This window comes from Mycolicibacterium chubuense (assembly GCF_001044255.1).
GTDB lineage: Bacteria > Actinomycetota > Actinomycetes > Mycobacteriales > Mycobacteriaceae > Mycobacterium > Mycobacterium chubuense.
The window spans coordinates 1-12,937 of the sequence record NZ_JYNX01000031.1; the positions used below are offsets into that span (position 1 = coordinate 1).

Annotated in this window: 13 protein-coding genes; 3 read left to right on the plus strand and 10 right to left on the minus strand. The window is 69.0% G+C overall.

Annotation, left to right across the window (positions count from 1 at the left end; translation table 11 throughout):
* Positions 1-1,416, minus strand: a 1,416-nt coding sequence (locus tag MCHUDSM44219_RS08390; protein WP_048417787.1) for a flavin-containing monooxygenase, incomplete at its 3' end; no start/stop codon positions are given.
* Between the two features lie 167 nt (positions 1,417-1,583).
* Here MCHUDSM44219_RS08390 and MCHUDSM44219_RS08395 point away from each other — a divergent pair.
* On the plus strand, positions 1,584-1,979 hold the full coding sequence (locus MCHUDSM44219_RS08395; RefSeq protein ID WP_413783594.1) for a nitroreductase family deazaflavin-dependent oxidoreductase: 396 nt from the start codon (positions 1,584-1,586) through the stop codon (positions 1,977-1,979).
* Between the two features lies 1 nt (position 1,980).
* Here MCHUDSM44219_RS08395 and MCHUDSM44219_RS08400 read toward each other — a convergent pair whose 3' ends face one another.
* Positions 1,981-3,165, minus strand: coding sequence for a thiolase family protein (locus MCHUDSM44219_RS08400; RefSeq protein ID WP_048417789.1), 1,185 nt, complete (start codon positions 3,163-3,165; stop codon positions 1,981-1,983).
* A 96-nt stretch (positions 3,166-3,261) separates the two neighbouring features.
* Between MCHUDSM44219_RS08400 and MCHUDSM44219_RS08405 the strand changes: the two genes are divergently transcribed.
* A complete protein-coding gene (locus MCHUDSM44219_RS08405) occupies positions 3,262-3,759 on the plus strand; it encodes a winged helix-turn-helix transcriptional regulator (protein ID WP_048417981.1) in 498 nt (165 codons plus the stop codon).
* On the opposite strand, the gene MCHUDSM44219_RS08410 is transcribed toward MCHUDSM44219_RS08405, so the two are convergent.
* Genes MCHUDSM44219_RS08410 through MCHUDSM44219_RS08445 form a run of 8 tightly spaced genes read right to left on the minus strand, consistent with a single transcriptional unit; the run spans position 3,719 to position 11,804 of the window.
* Positions 3,719-4,540 (minus strand): BtpA/SgcQ family protein, encoded by an 822-nt coding sequence (locus MCHUDSM44219_RS08410; RefSeq protein WP_082162113.1) that lies wholly within the window; start codon positions 4,538-4,540, stop codon positions 3,719-3,721. The genes MCHUDSM44219_RS08405 and MCHUDSM44219_RS08410 overlap by 41 nt on opposite strands.
* Positions 4,541-4,590: 50 nt before the next feature.
* Complete coding sequence (locus tag MCHUDSM44219_RS08415; RefSeq protein WP_048417790.1) at positions 4,591-5,361, minus strand: SDR family NAD(P)-dependent oxidoreductase; 771 nt, start codon at positions 5,359-5,361, stop codon at positions 4,591-4,593.
* A complete protein-coding gene (locus MCHUDSM44219_RS08420) occupies positions 5,358-6,455 on the minus strand; it encodes an ABC transporter ATP-binding protein (protein ID WP_048417791.1) in 1,098 nt (365 codons plus the stop codon). Before MCHUDSM44219_RS08420 ends, MCHUDSM44219_RS08415 begins: the two co-directional genes overlap by 4 nt.
* A 9-nt stretch (positions 6,456-6,464) precedes the next feature.
* Entirely contained in the window at positions 6,465-7,280 is an 816-nt protein-coding gene (locus MCHUDSM44219_RS08425; protein WP_048417792.1) for a carbohydrate ABC transporter permease, read from the minus strand.
* Entirely contained in the window at positions 7,277-8,128 is an 852-nt protein-coding gene (locus MCHUDSM44219_RS08430) for a carbohydrate ABC transporter permease (RefSeq protein ID WP_048417793.1), read from the minus strand. Before MCHUDSM44219_RS08430 ends, MCHUDSM44219_RS08425 begins: the two co-directional genes overlap by 4 nt.
* Positions 8,129-8,183: 55 nt before the next feature.
* Positions 8,184-9,509, minus strand: a complete 1,326-nt coding sequence (locus MCHUDSM44219_RS08435) for an ABC transporter substrate-binding protein (RefSeq protein WP_048417794.1) — start codon at positions 9,507-9,509, stop codon at positions 8,184-8,186.
* Between the two features lie 16 nt (positions 9,510-9,525).
* Positions 9,526-11,007: an FGGY-family carbohydrate kinase gene (locus MCHUDSM44219_RS08440; protein WP_048417795.1), complete on the minus strand. Its 1,482-nt coding sequence runs from the start codon at positions 11,005-11,007 to the stop codon at positions 9,526-9,528.
* Entirely contained in the window at positions 11,004-11,804 is an 801-nt protein-coding gene (locus MCHUDSM44219_RS08445) for a DeoR/GlpR family DNA-binding transcription regulator (protein ID WP_082162127.1), read from the minus strand. Before MCHUDSM44219_RS08445 ends, MCHUDSM44219_RS08440 begins: the two co-directional genes overlap by 4 nt.
* Before the next feature lie 175 nt (positions 11,805-11,979).
* Here MCHUDSM44219_RS08445 and MCHUDSM44219_RS08450 point away from each other — a divergent pair, with 175 nt between their 5' ends.
* Complete coding sequence (locus MCHUDSM44219_RS08450) at positions 11,980-12,909, plus strand: DUF389 domain-containing protein (protein WP_048417796.1); 930 nt, start codon at positions 11,980-11,982, stop codon at positions 12,907-12,909.
* The last annotated feature ends 28 nt before the right edge of the window (positions 12,910-12,937 follow it).

Genomic DNA, 12,937 nt, shown 5'->3' on the forward strand with positions numbered 1-12,937 from the left:
CCCCGCCACAGCGGTCTCGGTCGGCTCGGCGGTGTGGAATCCGTGGTCGCGCACGTGGGTGATGATCTCGGCGGTGAGGTCGACATGCTGCTCGATCGAGACGGCCATGTTCGACAACACCGATGGACTGCCGGGACCGGTGATCAGGAACAGGTTCGGAAAGCCTTGGACGGTCAGGCCGAGATAGGTCTGCGGGCCGTCCGCCCAGACCTGCTCGAGCGTCCGATCCTCACGGCCGACGAAATCGACCGACAGGACGGCTCCGGTGACCGCGTCGAAGCCGGTGGCGAAGACGATGGCGTCGGCGGGGAAAGATTCGTGCTGCGTGTCGATCCCCGTCTCGGTGATCGACCGGAGCGGATCGCGCCGCAGATCCACGAGGCGGACGTTGTCCCGGTTGAAGGTGGTGAAGTAGTCGGTGTCGAGGCAGACGCGCTTGGCTCCGATCGGATAGCCGCTCGGGCAGAGTTTCTCGGCGACCGCCGGGTCGTCGACCGTGGCCATGATCTTGGCGCGGAAGAACTCGGCCAGTTCGTGATTCGCGGCGGGATCGGACATCACGTCCGAGTAGACGTTGAGCAGTTCGAGCAGTTCGCCGATCTGCCAGGCACGTTCGTAGCGTTGCTGCCGTTCCTCCTGCGTCGCGGCGTAGGTGGGCGTCATCGTGCGCTCGATCGGGACGCCGCCGAACGAGAGTCGGGCCGCCGCGCGGTAGCCCGATTCGTCGGTGAGCTGTTCCAGTTTGCCGGGCGCCAGGGGACCGTTGTGGGCCGGCAGGGAGAAGTTGGGGGTGCGCTGGAAGACGATCAGTTCGCGGGCCTGCTTCGCGATGTGCGGAATACACTGGATGCCTGAGGATCCGGTGCCGATGACGGCGACGCGCAGACCGGTGAAGTCGACCGGCTCACGGGGCCAGTGACTGGTGAAATACGTTGCGCCCGCGAATCGCCCGATGCCGGCGATGTCGGGATCCTTCGGGATCGACAGGCACCCCGTCGCCATCACCAGGTGGCGGCACGTCGTCGTCTCGCAGCCGGCCTCGACCTGCCACACCGCGCCCTCGGCGTCCCAACGCGCCGCATCGATGCGGGTGTTGAACGTGATGTCGCGACGCAGGTCGAACGTGTCCGCGACGTGGTGCAGATAGCGCAGGATCTCCGGCTGCGTGGCGTACTTCTCCGACCACTGCCACGTGCGCTGCCAGTCCGGGTCGAAGCTGTACATGTAATCGACGCTCGGGATGTCGACGCGGGCTCCCGGGTAGCGGTTCCAGTGCCAGGTGCCGCCGATGTCGTCACCGGCCTCGAACACCCGCATGGTCAGACCGGCACGCCGGAACCGGTGAACGGCGTACAGCCCGGCCAGCCCGGCGCCCACCACCACGACGTCGACGACGGGCCGATCGCTCCCGGTCATCCCTGCATCGTCCGCCGCGGCGATCGTGCACGGGAGCGTTTCGCGTGATTTCTCCCGCCGTCAGAGCCCTTCCGGGAATAGATCCCTGCCGGCGGCGGTCGTGACCGGTCATGAGCGAAGAATTCACCTCAGACGACCTCGTGGCCGACCCGAACGCCCTCGACGAGATGAACAGGAAGGTGGTCGAGGAGTTCCGCGCCAACGGCGGTGTGGTCGGCGGCATGTTCGCCGGCTCGGACCTGGTCCTGCTGACCACCGTGGGCGCGAAGTCCGGCCAGCCGCGGATCTCGCCGCTGGTGTACTTCGACCTCGACGGCCGGATCCTGATCGCCGGTTCGTTCGGCGGCGCCCCCAAGGCCCCGGCGTGGGTGCACAACCTGCGCGCCCAGCCGGGGGTCCGGGTCGAGATCGGCAGCGAGACCTACGATGCCGAAGCCCGCGAACTGCCGCGCGCCGAGCGGGACGCGCTGTATCCGCGGGTGGTCGAGAAGGCCCCGCAGTTCGGCGAGTACCAGGCCAAGACCGAGCGGGTGATCCCGCTCTTCGAGCTCGTCCGCGCGTGATCTAGAGACGCTCGATGATGGTGGCGTTGGCCATGCCGCCGCCCTCGCACATGGTCTGCAGCGCGTAGCGGCCGTCGCGCTGCTGCAGGGCGTTGACCAGCGTGGTCATGATGCGGGCGCCGCTGGCACCCAGCGGGTGGCCGATCGCGATGGCGCCGCCGTTGACGTTGGTGCGGGACAGATCTGCGCCGGTGTCGCGGGCCCACGCCAGCACGACGGGCGCGAACGCCTCGTTGACCTCGAACAGGTCGATGTCCGACAGGTCGAGCCCGGCCCGGGACAACACCTTCTCGGTCGCCGGGATGACGCCGGTCAGCATGTACAGCGGGTCGGAGCCGACGGCCACCGTGGTGTGGATGCGGGCCAGCGGCGTCAGCCCGAGCCGACGCGCGGCCGCTCCGCTGGTGATCATCACCGCGGCGCTGCCGTCGGACAGCGGTGAGCTGTTGCCCGGCGTGATCTCCCAGCCGATCTGCGGGAACCGCGCGCCGATCGCCTCGTTGTAGAACGCCGGCCGCAGCCCGGCCAGCGACTCGACCGTGGTGTCGGGGCGGATGATCTCGTCGGTCGCCAGCCCCGCGATGGGGGCCAGCTCGGCGTCGAAGAGGCCGTCCTTGGTCGCCCGGGCGGCCTTCTGGTGGCTCTCGGCGGAGAACTCGTCGAGCTCGGTGCGCGACAGGTTCCACCGGGCGGCGATCAACTCGGCGCTGATGCCCTGGGCCACCAGACCCTCGGGATAGCGTTGCGCCATGCCGGTTCCGAACGGGTTGCTGCCGGGAAGCACCGATGAGCCCATCGGCACCCGGCTCATCGACTCCACGCCGGCGGCGATGACGACGTCATACGCCCCCGCGAGCACACCCTGCGCGGCGAAGCTGATCGCCTGCTGGCTGCTGCCACACTGCCGGTCCACGGTGGTTCCCGGTACGCTCTCGGGAAAACCGGCTCCCAGCAACGCATTTCGAGCGATGTTGACCGCCTGGTCGCCCACCTGGGTGACGGCGCCTGCAATGACGTCCTCGACCTCGACGGGGTCGACCCCGGTGCGGGTGACGAGTTCACGGAGGCTGTGGGCGAGCAGATCGGCGGGCAGCACCCCGTGCAGCGCACCGCTGGCCTTGCCCTTGCCGACGGGGGTGCGTACTGCGCCGACGATGACGGCGTCGCGGTCTGAATATCCGGCCATGAGGGTCCTCCTGAGACTCGTCGCTGAGTACTGCTCTCTATACTCAGATGTAACACCTGAGTTCACCGACAACAACCCAGCAGGGGAGTGATCTACATGACAGTGCTGCAGGGGCCGCTGACCGACCGCGACTCGTGGTCGGCGGTCGGCCATTGCGCGATCGAGAAGACGATGGGGCTGGTGGGCACCAAATCAGCGATGCTGATCATGCGGGAGGCCTACTACGGAACCACCCGATTCGACGACTTCGCGCGCCGCGTCGGCATCACCAAGGCCGCCACGTCGGCGCGCCTGTCCGAGCTCGTCGAGGCGGGGCTGCTGGCCAAGCAGCCCTATCGTGAGCCCGGGCAGCGCGTCCGGGACGAATACGTGCTGACCGAGGCCGGCACCGACTTCATGCCCGTGGTGTGGGCGATGTTCGAGTGGGGCCGGAAACACCTCGGCGACACGCCACTTCGGCTGACCCATCTGGGGTGCGGCGCGCAGGCCGGCGTCGAGGTGGTGTGCGCCGAGGGGCACCGGGTGCCCGCCGACGAGCTCGGCGTGCGGCTGGTCAGGAGAGCTGAGCGCGGAACTCCTTCGCAGCACTCATGAGTTCCTCGACCCGCGACTTCTCGGCGGCGTTGGCGAAGACACCGTCCGCCTTGAAGTAGGTGCCCACCACCGCGCCGTCCGCCACGGCGAGCTGGGCCGCGACGTTCTCCGCGCGCACCCCGGTGTTGACGAACACCGGGACGTCGCCGGCGGCCTCCTTGACCACCTTCAGCGCCTCGGTGTCGGTGGGGGACCCGGCGGTGGCGCCCGAGACACAGATCGCGTCGGGCAGCGTCGCGAACACGGTGGTGCGCGTGATGGCCGCCAGATCCCGATCGGCCAGATACTGCGCCGATTCCGGCACGATGTTGAACAGCAGCTTCACCCCGGCGCCGCCGACCCGCGCGCGGTGCCGGGCCACCTCGCCGACATTGGTGTCCCACAGCCCGAAGTCGCTGGCGTACACGCCGGTGAAGATCTCGCGGACGAACGACGCGCCGGTGGCGACCGCCAGATCGATGGACGCGCGCCCGTCCCACAACACGTTCACGCCGTAGGGCACCGAGATCTCCGGCAGCAGTTCGCCGATGATGCGGGCCATCGTGATCGCCGTGATGGGTTCGGTCTTGGTGAGGTAGGGCAGGCTGAACTCGTTGCTGATCATGATGCCGTCGACGCCGCCGCTCTGCAGCGCGTCGAGTTCGGCCCGGGCCCGCTCCACCACGGCGGCGATGCCACCTGCGGAGTCGTAGCCGGGGTCGCCGGGCAACGCGGACAGGTGCAGCATCGCGATGACGGGTTTGGCGACGTGGAAGACCTCATCGAGCCAGGTGGTGGTCACTGAAGGTGCCTTTCTCTCAAAACGGGTGACGTCAGGTGTGTGGACCGGGTTCAGTCCATGTAGGCACCACCGTTGACGGCGAGTGCCTCCCCGGTGATGAAGCGGGCGTCGTCGGAGACCAGGAACGCGACCGCGCGCGCCACGTCCTCGGGCTGCTCGAGCCGCCCCAGCGGAGTGTCGGCGATCATCATGTCCCGCACCCCGTCCGGGGTGGTGCCGCGCAGCTCGGCCTCCCATTCCAATTCCCTTGACTGCATCGGTGTTTCGACGAAGCCGGGGCAGACGCAGTTCACGGTGATGCCGTGCTCGCCGAGCTCGTAGGCCATCGCCTGGGTGAGGCCCACGACGCCGAACTTCGAGGCGACGTAATCGGACAGGAACGGGACCCGGCCCTGCTTGCCCGCCATCGAGGCGGTGTTGACGATGGCTCCGGCAACCCCGGTGCGGACCATCTCGCGCGCCGCGGCCTGCCCGCACACGAACACGCCCTTGAGGTTGACCGCCATCGTCTGCTCGTAGCGCTCGACGGGTGCGTCGAGGAAGCGGTGCATGAACGAGATGCCCGCGTTGCTGACCCAGGCGTGCAGTCCCAGCCGGGAGGCGACGTCGGCGGCGACGGCCGACGCCGCGTCGGCGGACGTCACGTCCAGGGCCGCGGACTCGTGACCGGCGTCCTGATGGGGCAGGGCCGTCGCGACGCCGGCGGCGGCGTCGCCGTCGAGGTCGGTGACGACCACGCGCCAATCCCGTTGTGCCAGTGCGTGGGCGATGGCGCGTCCGATGCCCGACCCTGCGCCGGTCACCACCGCTGTTCTGCTCATCGTGTGCTCTCGTTCCTCTCTGTGCTCGCCTCGGCGAGTCGCTTGCCGGTAGTGGGGTCGAACGGGTGGCCGGCGCCGGGGCGCACGGCGAGGTCGACGGGGGTGCCCTCGGTGATGCCGGCCAGACGCGGGGTGTCCACCACGCTGGTCAGTTCGATGCCGCGGGCGTCGATCGTGACGATGGCCCGCGGGCCGAGGTTCTCGATCAGGACGACTCGAACGTCGCCGTCGGCGGCGTCGTCGCCGACGTTCAGCAACAGATCGTCGGGCCGCACACCGAGCCGCACCGGTCCGCGGGCGACCGGTCGGTCGACGGCGAGGACGACGCCGTTGGACAGGGTGAATCCGGCATCCGTGTGCTCACCGTCGAGCAGGTTCATCTTCGGGCTGCCGACGAACGAGGCGACGAACGTGTCGGCCGGCCGGGCGTAGACCTCCTGCGGCGGACCCTGTTGCGCGATCCGGCCGTCGCGCATGACGACCATGCGGTCCGACAGCGTCATCGCCTCTTCCTGGTCGTGGGTGACGTAGACCGACGTGATGCCCAGGCGCCGTTGGATCTGCAGCAGCTCGGTGCGGGTCTCCACACGCAGCTTCGCGTCGAGGTTGGACAGCGGTTCGTCGAACAGGAACACCGACGGCTGCCGGATGATGGCCCGCCCGATCGCGACGCGCTGCTGCTGGCCCCCACTGAGGTCTTTGGGCTTGCGGCTCAGGAGCTTCGCCAGGCCGAGCGATTCGGCGACCTCCGACGCGCGGGCCAGAGCCTCGCGCCGCGGGGTGCGCGTGGCGCGCAGCGGGAAGGCGATGTTCTCGGCGACGGTCAGGTGCGGGTAGAGCGCGTAGTTCTGGAACACCATCGCGATGTCGCGGTCTCGCGGCTGCAGCGCGGTGACGTCGCGGTCGCCGATGGTGATGGTGCCCGACGTGACGGTCTCCAGCCCGGCCAGCATCCGCAGCGAGGTGGACTTCCCACACCCGGAGGGGCCGACGAGCACGGTGAACGACCCGTCGGGCAGATCGAGGTCGAGATCGCTGACCACAGCGGTGTTTCCGTACGCCTTGGTGACGCCTCGGTATCGAACTTCAGCCATGAGCCCTTCCTAGAACTTCACCGCGCCGCCGCTGATGCCCTGCACCAGCCTGCGTTGGATGAAGAAACTCGCGACGACGACGGGGATGACCGCGATGAGGATCGCCGCGCTCATCGAGCCGATCTGCACTCCGCGGAACGTGTTGAAACCGGCGATCGCGACCGGCAGGATCGCCGCCCTGCCCGGCGCCAGGATCAGCCCGTAGAACAGGTCGTTCCACGACAGCGTGAACCCGAAGATCGCCGATGCGCCGATTCCGGGCAGCACCTGGGGCAGCACCACCAGCCGGAACGCGGCGAACCGGGTGAACCCGTCGACCTGGGCCTGCTCTTCGAGCGAGCGCGGCACCGCCTCGAAGAACCCGATCAGGAACCAGGTGACCACGGGCAGAACGAAACTCAGGTGCGCGAAGATCACCGGCACCAGCGTGTCGGTCAGCCGCAGCGCGTAGGCCATCGTCAGGAACGGGAACACCAGCACCGCCGGCGGCAGCACCTGCGCGGCGAGCATCCCGAATCGGGTCAGCGTCCCGCCGGCCCGGAACCGGGCGATCGCGTAGGCACCCATGCTGCCGACGACGACACTGATGCCGACGGTGACCAGGGCGACCAGGGCGCTGCGACCGGCGGCACCGAGGATCCCCGAGTCCAGCACGTTGCGCCAGCTCGCCAGCGTCGGCGTGAAGTTCAGCAGAAACGGATCATTGAGCTGCTCAGGGCTTTTCACGCTCGCCAGTGCGGTCCACACCAGGGGGAAGGCGACGGTGATGCCCGCCGCCCACAGCAGCGCCACCCGCAGCGCGGTGACCATCCGGGAACGGGTCATCGCGCCTTCGCCTTTTCCATCCGGCGGAAGGCGAACACGATGACCGCCAGCACGACGACGAGCACCACGAACGCCATCGACGACGCGGAGCCGAGGCGGAAGAACTGGATCCCCGTCTGGTAGATGAAGTACTGCAGTGTCTCGGTTTCGGTGCCCGGCCCGCCGCGCGTGGTCGCGAAGACATACTCGAACACCTTCATCGCGTCCAGGCAGCGCAGCAGGATCGCGACCACCAGCACCGGCGCCAGCAGCGGCAGCGTGACCCGGCGCAGCACGTAGAGTCCGCCCGCGCCGTCCACGCGTGCGGCGTCGAGCGGTTCGCGCGGAATCGATTCCAGGCCGGCGAGCAGCAGCAGCACCATGAACGGGGTCCACTGCCACACATCGATGAACGCGATCGTGAACAGCGCCCGGCCCGGGCCGAAGAAGTCGTAGTCGATGCCGATGGCGCGCAGCATCTCCGGAATCGCGCCGAGCTGATCGTTGAGCAGGAACCGGAACGTCAGTCCGACGGCGATCGGGGTGATGAACATCGGCGCCAGCAGCATCGACCGTGTCAGGTCGCGGGCCCAGCGCTGCTTCTGCAGCGCCAGCGCGATCGCCAGCCCGACGATCAGCTCGAGGCCGACCGCCACGGCGACGAACACCGCGGTGGTGCCGAACGAATGCCAGAACGCGGCGTCGCCGAACGTCGCGACGTAGTTGTCGGCACCGACGATCGACGGCGACCCGCGGTCGGTCAGCTTGTAGTCGGTGATGCTCAGGTAGGCGGCGTAGGCGAGAGGGAAACCGACCACCCCGACGAAAAGGGCGACGAGGGGGGCGACCATGCCATGGTGGAATTTCACGGCGGTCTGCGCTCCTTTCGGGGGGTGGTCGGCTTCCGGTTCTCGGGGTGGGCGGCTAGCCCTGGATCTTCTCGGCCTGTTCCTGTGCGGCGGCGAGCGCGTCGTCGACGCTCTTGGTGCCGGCCACCGCTTCGTTGAGTTCGGTGCCGACGGCCTGGATCATCTCCTCGCCGCTGGGGCCCTGGCTCAGCGGCGCCGAGTTGGCCAGCAGTTGCTCGACCGTCTTGTAGTACTCCTCGCCGAACTTGCCCTGCAGCACAGCCGGATCGGCCAGGGTGCTCTTGCGGATCGCGGCGCCGCCCTTTTCGACGCGCGCGACGTCGTTGGGCTTGGCGGTGATCCACGAGGCGAACGCCCAGGCGGCGTCGGAGCTCGCGGAGTTGGCGGGGATCGCCCAGCTCCACGACCCCAGCACCTGCTTGCCGCCGGGGATCGGGGCGAGCTTGATCTTGCCGGCGGCCGGACCCGAGCCGGGCTCGTTGAGGGCGGGCAGCTGCCAGTTGTAGTTGATCATCGACGCCGACTGGTTGGCCGAGACAGAACGCTGCGCCTCGTCCATGCTCCAGTTCAGGCTGTTGGCCGGAGCCGCGGTCTTGTAGGTGTCGATGTAGGCCTCCAGCGCCCGCTTGGCCTCCGGGGTGTTCAGCGTGACCTTGCCGTCGGCGTCGTAGATCGACCCGCCCGCGGCGAAGAGCCAGTTGCCCCACTCCTCGAAGATCTTGTAGCCGCGCTGGGGCTGCATCGCGATGCCGGCGCGCTCGGGGGTCTTGAGTGCCTTGCTGGTGGCGACCAGTTCGTCGAGCGTGGTGGGCACCTTCTGGTTGGCAGCGGCCAGATCGTCGGTGTTGTAGAGGTATCCGAGTGCGTAGTTGTAGAACGGCACGCCGTAGCGCACCCCGTCGACGGTGGTGATGTCGGTCAGTGGCTTGAAGAAGTCGGCGGCGTCGTAGTCGGGCGTGCTGTCGATGCGCGCGTCGAGCGGCTGCAGGAACTTCGCATTGGCGAAGTCGACCATCCACGGGTTGTCCACCACGATCAAGTCGTAGTTCGGCGACGACGACTGGAACGAGGACACCAGCTTGTCCCGCATCTGGTCGTAGGTCAGCGATTCGATGTCGACCTTGACGTCGGGGTAGCTCTTGTTGAAATCGGCCACCATCGACTTGACGATGTCGGTGTCGGGCACGTTCTCCATCAGGATGCGCACTGTGCCCGAGGTGTCCTTGGCGACCTCGCCGGTGCCGGTGGCCTGTGTCTGCTCGGGACCACCGCTGCCGGCACAGCCCGACAGCACCATCGCGATGACGGCCAGCAATGCCAGGACGGCGGAGTAGGCGAACCGGCCACCCCGCCGGGGGGTGGGAATTTGGCTGAATCTCATTGCTGCACTGTTCCTTTCATCGGGTGTTGCGGGCGATAGCGTGGGAGATCGGGGTCATCGCGGTGCCGAGGTCGCGCCACGTGGCGTACGCCGCGTCGTAGGCCGCACGCCGGGCGGGATCGGGGGCGTAGGGCTCGTCGAGGGTGATGAAGCGCGCCGCGTCCGAGAAGTCGTCGAGGGCGCCGACACCGACCGCGGCGATGACGGCCGCACCGAGCGAGGCTCCCGGGTGTCCCCGGACGGGGTTCATCTCGATCCCCAGCACGTCCGCGTGGATCTGCTTCCACAGCGTCGACGTCGAGCCTCCGTTGGTGATCATCACCCGGCTCAGCGGGATGCCGATGTCGGCGAAAACGTCGACGTGGTGGCGGAATCCGAACGCGATGGCCTCGAGCACCGCGCGGTACATGTCGGCCCGGGTGTGGCCGAGATGCATGCCTGCGAACACGCCACGCAGGTCGGGGTCGTGCAGCGGGCTCTTCTCGCCGAGAAAGTAGGGCAGGCACAGGATCTCGGCGGGCGGCCGGGCTGCCGCCTCCTCGTCGAGGTCGGTCAGCGCCGCGCCGCCGACGAGCGTCTGGAACCAGCGGATCAGGCTCCCGCTGGTGGCCATGCAGCCGTTGGGCAGCCAGTGGCCGGGCACCGGATGCGCGTCGAGGTAGAGCCGGGCGTCGACGACCGGGGCGTCGCTGGCGACCAGGATGTCGCCTGCCCCACCGAGTTTGACCAGTGCGTCGCCGGGGCGGTTGACTCCCGCGGCGAACGCCGAGAGCACGTGGTCGGCGCCGCCGACCACCAGCGCGGTGCCCGCGGACAGGCCGGTGGCCTCGGCTGCGGCCCGGCTCAGCTCGCCGACCTGCGTTCCCGGACGGCGGACCGGCGGCAGCGTGGCGGGGTCGAGCGCAGCGGCGCGCAGGACGGCGTCGGCCGTCTCGCCGCCGATGCTGAACAGTCCCGACTCCAGCGCCCAGTTCTGTTCGACGTGCACCGGCGCGCCCAGCGCACACAGCACCCAGTCGTAGGAACCCAGCCAGTGTGCCGTGCCGGCGTAGACGTCGGGTTCGTTGTCGCGCAGCCACACGGTCGTGGGCGCCACCGACTGCTGGGTCAGGGCCGAACCGGTCAGGCGCACCAGGTCGGTGTCGGCCAGCGCCGCGGCGAGCTCGGTGACCTCGCGATGCGCGCGGGCGTCGTTCTGGAGGATGGCGCGCCGCAGCGGTCGTCCCGTGCCGTCGACGGGGATGACGGCCGGCACCATGCCCGAGGTCGCCACCGCACCCACCTGCTCCGGCGATGCACCGCCGACGGCGAGCACTTCCCGGATCGACTCGATCACGTTGCGGTACCACTGGTCGGTGTCGGCCTCGGCGAAGCCGGGGGCGGGGGAGTGCAGCGCCGTCTCACGCGTCGCGGTCGCGACGATTCCGGCGTCCACGTCCATCAACACGGTCTTGGTGCCCGTGGTGCCGATGTCGATGCCGACGGTGTACCGGGTCATCGGGTGCCCGCCACCGTCGCCGGTGTATCACTTTGTGCGGCAACGCAAATGACCTCAACGCCCGCGTTGCGCGCGGCTGCCAGCGTGGGATGGTCGGGTGCGCCGTCGCTGACGATGACCTGGACCTCGGCCAGTGCGGCGATGCTGACGAAGGTCACGCGGCCGAGCTTGGACTTGTCGGCGGCGACGATGACCCGGTCGGCTCGGCGGCTCGCGGCGCGCTTCACGCGGCTCTCGGCCTGGTGGTAGTCGGAGATGCCGCGGTCCCCGTCGATGCCCGCCACTCCCATGACGTAGGTGTCGCAGTTGTAGTTGGCCAGCGTGTCCTCGGCACCCGGCCCGATCAGGCTCAGCTCGCCGGAGCGCAGCTCCCCGCCGGTGAGCACGACGGTGGTGTCGGGTTCGTCGACCAGTGCCAGCGCGGCGAGCACGCTCGGGGTCACCACGGTCAGGCCGAGCGCACGGCCCTTGAGCGAGTTCGCCACGGCCAGAGCGGTGCTGCCCGAGTCGAGGATCAGCGTCTCGTTCACCCCGATCAGGTCGGCGACCACCTCGGCGATGTGGATCTTCTCCTGGGCGGCGTCGGCCATCCGGGTGGCGAAGGCGGGCTCGGTGTCCTTGCCCTGCACGGCGATCGCACCGCCGACCACGCGGCGGACGACACCGAGCGCCTCGAGGGCCTCGACATCGCGCCGGATCGTCATCTCGGACACGTCGAACTCGGCGGCCAGCTGCGCGTAGTTGATCTCGCGGGCGGCCCGGGCCCGGTGTTCGATGCGGTCGCGACGGGTTCTCACATCCACGACAGCGGACACTCCTGCTGTTGAAAATTCACAGACATGGCTCCTGATCGTGCGACTTCGGGCGCTCCGCTCCGCGGGATGATGTGAATCTATAACAGGTTCGTGTGGAGTGCCCACATTTCGTGGCCGATTGTTCTCATCGGGTTCCGGAGACGGTTAACTGGCGCCGGTGCTGGAGTTGCGCGTCATCGTTCCGGGGGACATGCGAGACGACGTCCTCGACCTGTTGCGGCGCCAGGTCGGGGTGGCCCACATCCTGGTTCACCCCGGAGTCGCCGTGGATCCACCCGGCGACGAGATCTCGGCCATCATCGCCCGCGAATGCGCCAACGACGTCATCAAGGCGCTCAAGGCCATCGACGCCCAGCACCGCGGCGCGATCCTGCTGACCGTGCTGGACACCGTGCTGTCCACCCGGGCGCATGCGGCCGAGGACGACGCCGAGGGCGATCCCGCCGACGCCGTGGTGTGGGACGAGCTGATCGCCCGCACCCGGGAGGAGTCGACGCTGTCGGTGACCTTCCTGATGTTCCTCACCCTGGCGTGTCTGCTGGCCGCGATCGGTGCCGTCACCGACTCGATGGTCACCGTCGTGGGTGCCATGGTGCTCGGTCCCGAATTCGGGCCGCTGGCCGCGGTGTCGGTCGCGATCGTGCAGCGGCGCGGGGAACTCGCGCGCCGGGCCGCGATCGCGCTGCTGGCGGGGTTCCCCCTCGCGATGGGCATCACCGCTGTGCTGACACTGGCCGCGCACGCCGTCGGCTGGGTGGACCTGGACACGGTCCGCAACGTCGACGACGTCGACTTCATCTTCCAGGTCGGGCCGGTCTCGTTCGTGGTGGCGCTGCTGGCCGGCGCCGCGGGCATGCTGTCGCTGGTGTCGGCGAAATCGGCGGCGCTGGTGGGGGTGTTCATCTCGGTCACCACCGTGCCCGCGGCCGGCTTCGCCGCGGTCGCGGGCGTGCTCGGCGACTGGGGCGTGGCGGCCCGGTCCGCCACGCAGCTCGCGGTGAACCTCGTCGGCATCGTCGTCGCAGGCGTCCTCGTGCTGGTGCTGCGCCCCCGCGGCAACCTGATCCCCCGGAGCGCTCAGACCTGACGCGATCTGCACCGCGGCATCCGTTGTG